Origin of the sequence: Verminephrobacter aporrectodeae subsp. tuberculatae At4, from assembly GCF_000193225.1 — a bacterium.
Lineage (GTDB): Bacteria > Pseudomonadota > Gammaproteobacteria > Burkholderiales > Burkholderiaceae_C > Acidovorax > Acidovorax aporrectodeae.
The window spans coordinates 1-10,905 of the sequence record NZ_AFAL01000036.1 but is presented as its reverse complement, the minus strand read 5'-3'; the positions used below and the strand labels follow the sequence as shown (position 1 = coordinate 10,905).

Genomic DNA, 10,905 nt, shown 5'->3' with positions numbered 1-10,905 from the left:
GCCTCGATGCATCGGTGTACAAGCACATCGTGCTGGGCCTGATCTTTGTGAAATACGCATCCGACGCGTTTGAAGAGCGCCAAAATGAACTGCGCGGGCAATTTTGCAACCCCGATGATGATTACTACATGGCGCCCGAGGACTACGCTGACGACTATGCAGGGCACATTGCCGCCGAACTGGAGGTGCGGGATTATTACACCGAGAAAAACGTCTTCTGGGTCCCGCAGGAGGCCCGTTGGCAAACCTTGCGCGACTGCGCTCAGTGGCTGCCTGGAACCAGTCTGCCTTGGAACAAACCCGGAAAAAACGAGCGGGAAACCATGCGCAGCGTGGGCTGGCTCATCGACAATGCCATGGAGGCAATCGAACGTGAAAATACCAAGCTCAAAAATCTGCTCAACAAAGATTTTACCCGCGCACAAATCGATAGCCACAAGCTCGCCGAACTGATTGCGCTGTTCTCTGACACCAATTTTCACACCAAGGAATACAAAGGCCAGCCGCTCAACCTGGGGGCCAAAGATATCCTGGGTCATGTGTACGAATACTTTTTGGGCGAATTTGCGTTAGCCGAAGGAAAAAAAGGCGGCCAGTACTACACGCCAAAAAGCATAGTTACGCTGATTGTGGAAATGCTGCAACCCTATCAGGGCCGCGTGTACGATCCGGCCATGGGGTCGGGCGGTTTTTTTGTGCAAAGCGAAACCTTTATCGAGCAGCACAGTGGCAAGGTGGCCGGAAAAAATAATATCAGCGTGTACGGGCAAGAAAGCAACCCCACCACTTGGCGCTTGGCCGCAATGAACATGGCCATGCGCGGAATCGACTTCAACTTTGGTGGCACCTACGCCGACACCCTGTTGAACGATCTGCACCCAGACTTGCGCGCCGACTACGTAATGGCCAACCCACCTTTCAATATGAAGGAATGGTGGAATGCAAAGCTCGAAGGCGACCCGCGCTGGGTGGCGGGCACGCCGCCCCAGGGAAACGCCAACTTTGCTTGGTTGCAGCACATGCTCTACCATTTGGCCCCCACCGGCAGCATGGCCCTGCTGCTGGCCAATGGGTCCATGAGCAGCAACACCAACACCGAAGGCGAAATCCGCAAGCAGCTAATCGAAGACGATTATGTGGAGTGCATGGTGGCCTTGCCTGGCCAGCTATTTACCAATACGCAAATCCCGGCCTGCATTTGGTTCCTGACCAAAGACAAGGCCAATGGCTATAACCTGAACCGGAAGAAGCGCAGCCGGCGCCGCGAGTTCCTTTTTATCGACGCACGCCAGCTGGGCTATATGAAGGACCGTGTGCTGCGTGACTTTACGCCGCAGGACATCAGAAAGGTGGCTGACTGCTTTCATGCTTGGCAGCATGGTGACGGCTATACAGATATACCGGGATTTTGCCGCAGCGCTACGCTGGATGATGTCCGTAAAAACGGGTATGTGCTGACACCGGGGCGGTATGTGGGGGCGCAAGAGCAGGAAGAGGATAGCGAAGTGTTTGCCGAAAAGATGCAAAGGTTGACCAAAAAACTGGGTGAGCAGATGGCCAAGGGAGCGGAATTGGACCGGGTGATTCGGCAGAAGTTGATGGGGATGGGGTATGGATTCTGAGTGGAAAACCATCAGACTTGATGCCATTGCAGTATTGAACCCTGAGCGTCGAGTAGCAAAAGGGGTCGAGGCACCTTTCATTGATATGGCAGCGCTCCCGCAGTATGCCAGGGATATACAGTTTGTTAATATTGAGAGGCGCACAGCAAAGGGTTCTGGCGCGCACTTTCACAATGGAGATACTTTGCTGGCAAGAATTACCCCATGTCTTGAAAATGGCAAGACTGCACAAGTCCGGTGTCTAAACCATAGCGAGGTTGGTGAAGGATCAACTGAATTTATCGTGCTGTCAGGAATTGACTCTGCAGATAACGACTTCGTCTACTACTTGTGCAGAGACACGACGTTTCGTGAATACGCGATTGGCCGAATGGAGGGCACATCTGGGCGCCAGCGCGTTAGCTGGCACTCGATATCAGCGTACGAGTTTTTGTGTCCCCCAAAAAATGTGAGAAGAGCGGCAGCTGAACTCTTATCCATACTCGACGACCGCATCACCCTCCTGCACGAAACCAATGCCACGTTGGAAGCCATTGCCCAGGCGCTATTTAAGTCATGGTTTGTCGATTTCGACCCCGTGCGCGCCAAGATGGAAGGTCGCACCCCCGAAGGCATGGATAAGGCCACCGCCGCGCTGTTTCCCGATGGGCTGGAGGAGTCGGCGTTGGGGTTGGTACCGAGGGGGTGGAAGGTTTCGTCTATTGGCGATGCAGTGAACACCGAAGGAGGTGCAACGCCGGACACCAAGAATCTGGCTTACTGGGACCCGCCAAAGCACTGCTGGACATCGCCAAAAGATTTATCTGGCCATGCGGCTCCTGTGCTACTGGATACAGCGCGTAAGCTCAGTGCGCAGGGGCTGGAGAAGATAAGTTCTGGCTTGCTACCCAAGGGTACGTTGCTGCTTTCTTCACGAGCACCTATCGGCTACCTTGCTTTGGCACAGGTTCCTCTGGCAATCAACCAAGGCTATATCGCCATGCCGCCGGGAGGCTTGCTATCACCACTATACATGCTTTTCTGGTGTCGCCAAAATATGGAAGGCATCAAGGGCAGAGCCAATGGCTCGACATTCATGGAAATCAGCAAAAAGGCGTTCAGACCTATTCCAACCTTGTTGCCACCGCCTGAAGTGGTACAGAAATTTACGAGCGATGCAGGTGCATTGTTTGATCGATTGATCGCGAGCGAACAACAAGCCAAAATCCTTGCCATCCTCCGCGACACCCTTCTTCCCAAACTCTTCTCCGGCGAGTTATCGGTAGATGCAATTCACCATGAGGAGGGCGCATGAGTATTTCTGAGTGGCAGACTTTATCGATCAGTTCGTACCTTGAGAAAATACCACTGTGGCAATTAGCGGCCACCAAGCGCTTTGATTTTGAGATCATGGCTAATGGTTGCAGCGGCCATATCCCGGTTACCCGGTTGAAATCGTGGCAACATTTCGCCATGTTGCTGGAGCATGAATTTTTCAATCGTCCCGGCGTGGAATTGGTATTTCGGGGGCACCGGCAGTTTGATTGGAATTTAACGCCTACATTGGGACGCATTTCAGGCACCAAAGGTATCGTTCCAGAGAGACTGACCTTGGCGCAGTTGGATCGTTTCAAGCGTGCAGTGCGTGGCCGTTTGAAGGGTAATGCTGTGTTTGTGGGAAACGATCCCGATGAATTGGGGGCCCTTGGGCAGCACTATGGCTTGAGGACACCATTGCTGGACTGGACTCAATCACCGTATGTGGCGCTGTTCTTTGCCTTTTGCGAAGAGGACAGTCAGGACGAAAATGATAATCCATATCGGGCGGTATATGTGCTCAAAAAGTCGTTCCTTGGTGAATACCGGGAGGAGATGGGTATTCGCCTTGTGGAGCCGCGCAATGCAGGAGCCTGAGCAATGATGAACGAACAACAACTTGAGACCCTATGCCTGACCTGGTTTCAAGAGACCGGCTGGCGGTATATCCATGGGCCAGATATTGCGCCTGACAGCAGTACCCCGGAGCGAGCCGACTATCGCCAGGTGCTGTTGCGTGAACGGTTGTTGGCTGCGCTCGCACGCATTAACTCGCAACTACCGCAGATTGCGCTGGAGCAGGCGCTGCACACGTTGCAAACGGTAAGCGAACCGCAATTGCTGCTGCATAACCGCAGCGTGCACCGGCTATTGCTGACAGGGGTGCAGGTGGAGTTTTCCGAGGGCGACAGGAAAAAAACCGATCTGGTGCAGTTTATTGATTTTACCGAGCCGCACAACAATGAATTTTTGGTGCTGAACCAGTTCACCATCCAAGGCACCAAGCAGCTGCGCAGACCCGACATCGTGGCTTTTGTGAATGGTTTGCCGTTGGCGGTACTGGAGCTAAAAAGCCCGGCCAATACGCAAACTGATATATGGGACGGTTTCCACCAGTTGCAAACCTACAAGGACGAGATTGCCGACCTGTTCAATAGCAATATTGCGCTGGTGGTCAGTGATGGTCTGAAGGCCCGGATGGGCTCGCTTAGCGCCAACGCCGAGCGCATGCTGCCCTGGCGCACGTTGGCCGACGAGAACGAGCGGCCCCGCGTGCAGATGGAGTTGGAAACGGTGGTGCGTGGCTTCTTTGCGCCTGCGCTGTTCCTTGACTATGTGCGCCACTTTGTGCTGTTTGAGCAGCATGGTGATGTGATCATTAAAAAGATTGCCGGTTATCACCAATTCCATGCGGTGCGCGCCGCAGTGCGTGCCACGGTGATTGCCGCCAGCATGCCCAATAAGGGCTCGTCGGCGATGCATGAGGAGCGCGCCACCTATGGCCGGGAAGTCCAGCCGGGCTCGCGCAAGGCGGGAGTGGTGTGGCACACGCAGGGTTCGGGAAAGAGCATCGCCATGGTCTGCTATGCCGGCAAGCTATTGCAACAGCCCGAAATGAAGAACCCCACGCTGGTGGTGGTGACCGACCGCAGCGATTTGGATGGGCAGTTGTTCAGCACCTTCTGCGCTGCGGAAGATTTACTCAAAACCAAGCCGGAGCAGGCGGGCAGCCGCGATGCACTGCGCGCGTGGCTGGTAGCGCGCCAAGCGGGTGGCATTATCTTTACCACGGTGCAAAAATTTGCGCTGCAGGGGGACGAGGCGGCGCATCCGCTGCTGTCGGGCCGGTCCAATATCGTGGTGATTTCCGACGAGGCGCACCGCAGCCAGTATGGAATGCAGGGGCGGCTGGATACCAGCACGGGAAGGTATTTGTTTGGTTACGCCAAGCATTTGCGCGATGCGCTGAGAAACGCCACGTTCATCGGCTTTACCGGCACACCGATCGCGCTGGAAGACAAAGATACCCGCGCGGTATTTGGCGACTACGTCAGCATCTACGATATTCAGGATGCCGTGGACGATGGCGCCACGGTGCCCATTTCTTTTGAAAGCCGCTTGGCCAAGCTGGATGTGAACCAGGGTGAGATCGATGCCCTGAACGCGCAGGTAGACGAGGTGGTGGAGGACGAAGAGGACATGGAGGCCCGCGAGCAGACCAAGAGCAAGTGGGCGGCGCTGGAAAAGCTCGTGGGCGCAGCGCCACGCCTGGCGCAGGTGGCGCGCGACTTGGTGCAGCATTTTGAAACCCGCATTGCGGTCATCGATGGCAAGGCCATGATCGTGTGCATGAGTCGCGATATTTGCGCGCAGCTGTACCAAGCTATCGTGACGCTGCGCCCGGACTGGCACAGCGACGACCCGCAGCAGGGGGCGATCAAGATCGTAATGACCGGGTCGGCGTCTGACAGGCCGGTATTGCAGCCGCATCTGTACACCAAGCACGTGAAAAAGCGGTTGGAAGCCCGTTTCAAGGATGCGCAGGATGCGCTCAAGCTGGTGATCGTGCGTGATATGTGGCTCACCGGTTTTGATGTGCCGTGCTGCCACACCATGTACATCGACAAGCCCATGAAGGGGCACAATCTGATGCAGGCGATTGCACGGGTGAACCGGGTGTTCAAGGACAAGCCGGGTGGGCTGGTGGTGGACTACATCGGCATTGCCCACGAGTTGAAGGTGGCGCTCAAGACCTATATCGATGCTAAGGGCAAGGGTGATCCCACGCGCAGTGTGGATGAGGCGCTGGCCGTGCTGTTGGAGAAGCTCGACGCCGTGCGCGGCATGATGCATGGCTTTGACTACAGCGCGTTTGAAAGCCAGGCCCTTGCGTTGCTGGTGCCCGCGGCCAACCATATCCTGGGTCTGAAGGACGGCAAAGAGCGCTTTCTGGACACCATGGTGGCGCTGACCAAGGCCTACGCACTGTGCGGAACGCTGGATGCTGCGGCGGCATGCACCAAGGAAATCGCCTTTTTATCGGCCATCAGGGCGGCGATCGTCAAGCACACCACCGTGGACAAGAAGCGGTCGGATGCCGAGAAAAACAGCGCCTTGAAGCAAATTCTGGACAACGCCATAACGGCCCATGGCGTGGTTGATGTGTTTGCATTGGCGGGCCTGGACAAGCCCGATGTCGGCATGCTATCCGACGCGTTTTTGCACGAATTGCGGCAGATGGAAAGCCGCAATCTGGCGGTGGAACTACTGGGAAAACTGCTGCGCGATCAGATCAAGGCCCGTGCCCGCAATAACGTGGTGCAAGAAAAAAAGTACGGCGAGCGCCTGCTGGAGACGCTGCGCAAGTACCACAACCGCGCCATTGAAACAGCGCAGGTGATCGAAGAGCTGATCGCCATGGCCCGGGAGTTTCGGGCGGGGTTGCAGCGCGAGGCTGCGCTGGGCCTGGGGCGTGACGAAATCGCTTTTTATGATGCGCTGGCCAACAACGAAAGCGCGGTGCGCGCGTTGGGCGACGACATTTTGAAAAAGATCGCAGTGGAAATCACCACAAAGCTGCGTGAGAGCACCACGGTGGACTGGCAGGTGCGCGAGAGCGTGCGGGCCAAGCTGCGCATCATGGTCAGACGCTGCCTGAAAAAATGGAAGTATCCGCCGGACCAGCAGAGCGGTGCGGTGGACTTGGTGCTTCAGCAGGCCGAGGTATTGGCGGACACTTGGTCCGTATAAGCTGCGGCAGGCCAAGCCTGCATGTGGACCCAAGCGCAACGGTGCCTACAACCCACCCATGACAGTGCGGACTTCGGCCTCCTCAGCAAGGCGTGCCTGCTCCTTCTTCGTCCGGATTGCGGGTTTCATGAGCCAATGCCATGGGCGCGCAATAAAGCCCCCGCGCCAAAGCGACAATCCGGGTGTGAAAGACCGTTCCAACCTCTCTTGCCGCGCAGCCTCCACGCAACACCCCCGGGCACCACCACCCAGGCCACAGCGCTGACGCACTACGAGAATTTCCCGGTCGCGTCGCTGCTTTGCCCTGCGCACTTGCGCGGGCCGATTGCGGCGATTTATGCGTTCGCGCGCACCGCTGACGATATTGCTGACGAAGGCGATGCCCCCGCTGCCGCGCGCCTTGCGGACCTGGCTGCGTACCACGGGGACCTGCAAGCCATTGCGCAGGGGCGGCAGCCTTCGTCCCGATGGCCGGAAGTGTTCGTTCCTTTGCAGGCCGTGCTGCGCAGCCAAGGTCTGCCTGTGGCGCTGTTGGCAGACCTGCTGAGCGCTTTTGTCCAGGATGTGGAGAAAACCCGCGCGGCCCAAGGCTACGCCGACCGCGCCGAATTGCTGGACTACTGCCGCCGCTCCGCCAACCCCGTGGGTCGGCTGCTGCTGCACCTGTATGGCGTGACGCACGCCAGCGCGATGCAAGAGAGCGACGCCATCTGTACCGCGCTGCAACTGATCAACTTTTGGCAGGACCTGAGCGTGGACATTCCGCGCGGGCGCTACTACTTGCCGCGCGCCGACTGCGCCGCCCACGGCGTTTGCGAGTCGGAGTTGCTGGCGCTGCAAGGCACGCGCGCGAACGCCCGGCTGATCGCCGACTGCGCCCTCTGGGCGCGCAGCACCATGCAAAGCGGCGCGCCCCTGGTGCACCGCCTGCCCGGCCGTGCGGGTTGGGAACTGCGCCTGGTGGTGCAAGGCGGCCTGCGCGTCCTGGACAAGGTGCAGGCCCTCGCGGGCGGCAGCCTGCACACCCGTCCCCGCCTGCACGCCCGGGACTGGTGCGTGATGCTCGGGCGCGCACTGGTGATGTAAGAGTCCAGCCGTCCGGCCTGGACGCGCCCGGTCTGCGCAAGGCGGAGTCGCTTATCCGGACTTCACAAACCGTCTGCACGCATCGACAATCGTTCCGAAGGATATGAACGAGGAACAAGAATGCGGGGACCGAAATGCAAGCTGACGGTGAGTGCGGAGGATCAACTGGCCCTCAAGCGCTTGAGCCGGTCTTCGAACCGGCAGGAAGCCGACCGGGCGCGGGCCATTCTCTGGAGTCTGGAGGGGCAGACCGGCGTGATGATCGGCGCTGCGATCGGAATGCACGCCGATGGGGTGCGCCGCTTGCGGCACCTGTTTTCCTTGGGCGGAGTGGATGCGCTTCGGGCCCGGCCCCGGACCGGCCGGCCGGCGACCAGGGGCGAAACGGTGCTGGCCTGCGCCAGGGTGATCCTGTGCGAGCCGGGACAGCCGCGCTGGACCTTGCCGCTCCTGGGGGCGGAAATTGAACGCCGCTGCGGCGTACGCATTTCGATGGCATGGCTGAGCACCCTGCTGCGCAAGGCTTCGCTGGGCGTAGTCCCCGAAGCACGCGCGCCGGGCGCGAAAGCAAACAAGCGCCCGAACGCACGGGCGGGCGGCTGAAATTGCTGCGCCGGCGCGCGCCCGGGCGCGCGCTCGTGACAGCGATTCATTACAGTCTGCGAACCATCGGTGCTATATATTGGATCGTGCGTGTCTGCCGCGCGGGCCAATCCATACGTAGATAGATTTCCGGGAGCAAAGTGGCGCTTTCATTTAACGAGCAATTCGACCAGCATGGCGTCTGGCGGCGGGATTTCGCCCAGCAGCTCAGGCGGCTGGCCGAATGGATGTCCCAGCACGAGCTCATGGACGCCGCGGCGCACAAGCGCTTGCAGCGGCTGGAGGAGCAGGTGCGTGGCGACAAGGTGATGGTGGCATTCGTCGCCGAGTTCTCGCGCGGCAAATCCGAACTGATCAATGCGATCTTCTTTGCCGACTATGGGCGCCGCCTCATGCCCGCGAGCGCGGGGCGCACCACCATGTGCCCAACCGAGTTGGGGTACGACGCGAATACGGCTCCCAGCCTGCGCTTGCTGCCCATCGAGACCCGTCTGCAGGTGCACAGCCTGGGCGAATGGCGCGCCAAGACCGACCGGTGGCTGGAAATCCCTCTGGACGTCGGCAACGCGGATCAGATTGCCAAGGCGCTGGAGAAGGTTGCCGAAGTCCGCAAGCTCAGCCCTGACGATGCCCGCGCGCTCGGCTTCTGGCACGACGAGCTACCCGAAGAGAACCCCGTTCCCGACGCCCAGGGCCTGGTGGAGGTGCCCATGTGGCGCCACGCCATCATCAATATTCCGCATCCGCTGCTCGAGCAGGGTTTGGTCATTCTGGATACCCCCGGCCTGAATGCGGTGGGGGTGGAGCCTGAATTGACCGTGAACCTGATTCCGCAAGCGCATGCGGTGGTCTTCATTCTGAGTGCGGATGCCGGGGTCACCCGGTCCGATCTGTCGATCTGGCGGGCGCATCTGGCGCTGCCCGCGGACAACATGGACGCCCGTCTGGTGGTGTTGAACAAGATCGATACCCTGTGGGACAGGCTCAGTTCCGCAGCGCAGGTGCAGGCCCAGATGGAGCGCCAGTGCCGCGTGTCCGCGGAAATGCTCGGCGTCCCACCGGACAAGGTGCTTCCCGTATCCGCGCAGAAGGGCTTGCTGGCGAAGATCATGGCGGACGATGGTTTGCTTGAAGCCAGCAGACTGCCCATGCTGGAGGAGGCCCTGGCCAAGGGCATCATGGGCCGGCGCCAGTCGATCCTGCGGGCGGTCGTGGCCACGGGGGTTGCCGACCTGCGCAGCGAGACCTCGCGGGGCATCAACATCCGGCGCCGCGACCTGGACGATCAGATGGCCGAGTTGCGCAACCTGCGCGGCAAGAACGCGTCGGTGATCGAGTCCATGCGCCAGCGCGTCGAGCGGGAGCAGCGGGAGTTCAATCTGAGCGTCACCCGGGTGCAGGCGGTGCGCGCCGTGCATCGCAAGCTCTTGCAGGACGTGCAGGGGCAGCTGAGCGCCCAGGCCCTGCAGGCCGAACTGGCCGAACTGGCGCAGACCCTGCAGCAAAAGGGCATCAAGCTCGGGGTCAAAAAAATCTATGTCCAGACCTTCGACAGGCTGCGTGCTCCGCTGAACAAGGCGCAGAGCGCAGGCGCTGAAATTCAGGCCATGCTCGGCGGGACCTTCAAGCAGCTCAACGCCGAGTTCGGTTTTTCGCTGCGCGTGCCCCCACCCCCGCAGCTGGGGCATTTCGTGCACGATCTGACGCAGATCGAACAGAGCCATTTGCAGTATCTGGGAATGGGCAACGCCCTGAAGCTGGCGCAGCCCGAGTTCTCCGAACGCCTGGTGCGCGCGCTGGCGACGCGGCTGCATGCGGTGTACGAGGCCGCAGTGAATGACCTGGATTTGTGGAGCAAATCGGCAACGGTGCAACTCAATGCCCAGCTGCGGGAACGGCGCCGGAGCTTTACCCGCCGCATCGAAGGGCTGGACCGCATACAGCAGGCGGCCAGCGGGCTGGGGGAGCGCATTGCGGAGATCGAGGCGGGCGAGAAGGACTTGCTGGGGCTCGAGCACGAGCTGCAGGAGCTCACCGACAAACTCATTGCCTTGCCGGAAGTCGAATCGGCCGCGCCCGACGTGTGTCTCGTATCGGCATGAATCTGCCCAAGGACGAGGGGGGCGTCGCGCAGCGCGTGATGGCTTGGCAGGCCGTGCACGGCCGCATGCATTTGCCCTGGCAGCAAACCCGCGATCCCTATCGGGTGTGGTTGTCGGAGATCATGCTGCAGCAGACCCAGGTCGCGACAGTGCTCGGCTACTACGCACGGTTCCTGGAGCGCTTCCCCGACGTCCGCGCGCTGGCGCAAGCGCCCTGCGATGAGGTCATGGGGCTTTGGAGCGGCCTGGGCTACTACAGCCGCGCGCGCAATCTGCACCGCTGCGCGCAGCAGGTCGTGGCGGAGCACGGCGGCGCGTTTCCTGGCAGCGCAGAGGCGCTGGCGCGGCTGCCGGGCATCGGCCGCTCGACGGCGGGGGCCATCGCGGCGTTTTGTTTCTCCGAGCGGGTGCCCATCCTGGACGCGAACGTGCGGCGGGTGCTGACG

At 59.9% G+C, this 10,905-nt stretch carries 7 protein-coding genes and 1 pseudogene; all 8 read left to right on the top strand.

All coding sequences use genetic code 11. The annotated features are described in order from the left end of the window. Positions 1 to 1,622: type I restriction-modification system subunit M (locus VTU_RS0101375; protein WP_010100057.1), on the top strand; the 1,622-nt coding region annotated here is incomplete at its 5' end. Then, positions 1,612 to 2,916, top strand: a complete 1,305-nt coding sequence (locus VTU_RS0101370) for a restriction endonuclease subunit S (protein ID WP_138927754.1) — start codon at positions 1,612 to 1,614, stop codon at positions 2,914 to 2,916. The genes VTU_RS0101375 and VTU_RS0101370, both read left to right, overlap by 11 nt. Next, positions 2,913 to 3,515 carry an FRG domain-containing protein gene (locus VTU_RS25250; RefSeq protein ID WP_050809414.1) on the top strand — a complete coding sequence of 201 codons (603 nt, stop codon included), beginning with the start codon at positions 2,913 to 2,915 and terminating at the stop codon, positions 3,513 to 3,515. Before VTU_RS0101370 ends, VTU_RS25250 begins: the two co-directional genes overlap by 4 nt. Before the next feature lie 6 nt (positions 3,516 to 3,521). Continuing rightward, positions 3,522 to 6,668 carry a type I restriction endonuclease subunit R gene (locus VTU_RS0101360; RefSeq protein WP_201766084.1) on the top strand — a complete coding sequence of 1,049 codons (3,147 nt, stop codon included), beginning with the start codon at positions 3,522 to 3,524 and terminating at the stop codon, positions 6,666 to 6,668. Positions 6,669 to 6,875: 207 nt separating this feature from the next. Further along, positions 6,876 to 7,754 carry a squalene synthase HpnC gene (gene hpnC, locus VTU_RS0101350; protein ID WP_010100054.1) on the top strand — a complete coding sequence of 293 codons (879 nt, stop codon included), beginning with the start codon at positions 6,876 to 6,878 and terminating at the stop codon, positions 7,752 to 7,754. A 120-nt stretch (positions 7,755 to 7,874) separates the two neighbouring features. Continuing rightward, entirely contained in the window at positions 7,875 to 8,357 is a 483-nt protein-coding gene (locus tag VTU_RS0101345; protein ID WP_010100053.1) for a helix-turn-helix domain-containing protein, read from the top strand. 140 nt (positions 8,358 to 8,497) lie between these two features. Then, complete coding sequence (locus tag VTU_RS0101340; protein WP_010100052.1) at positions 8,498 to 10,459, top strand: dynamin family protein; 1,962 nt, start codon at positions 8,498 to 8,500, stop codon at positions 10,457 to 10,459. Next, positions 10,456 to 10,905, top strand: a pseudogene (locus tag VTU_RS0101335) (A/G-specific adenine glycosylase); the annotation flags it as partial. The gene VTU_RS0101340 and the pseudogene VTU_RS0101335, both read left to right, overlap by 4 nt.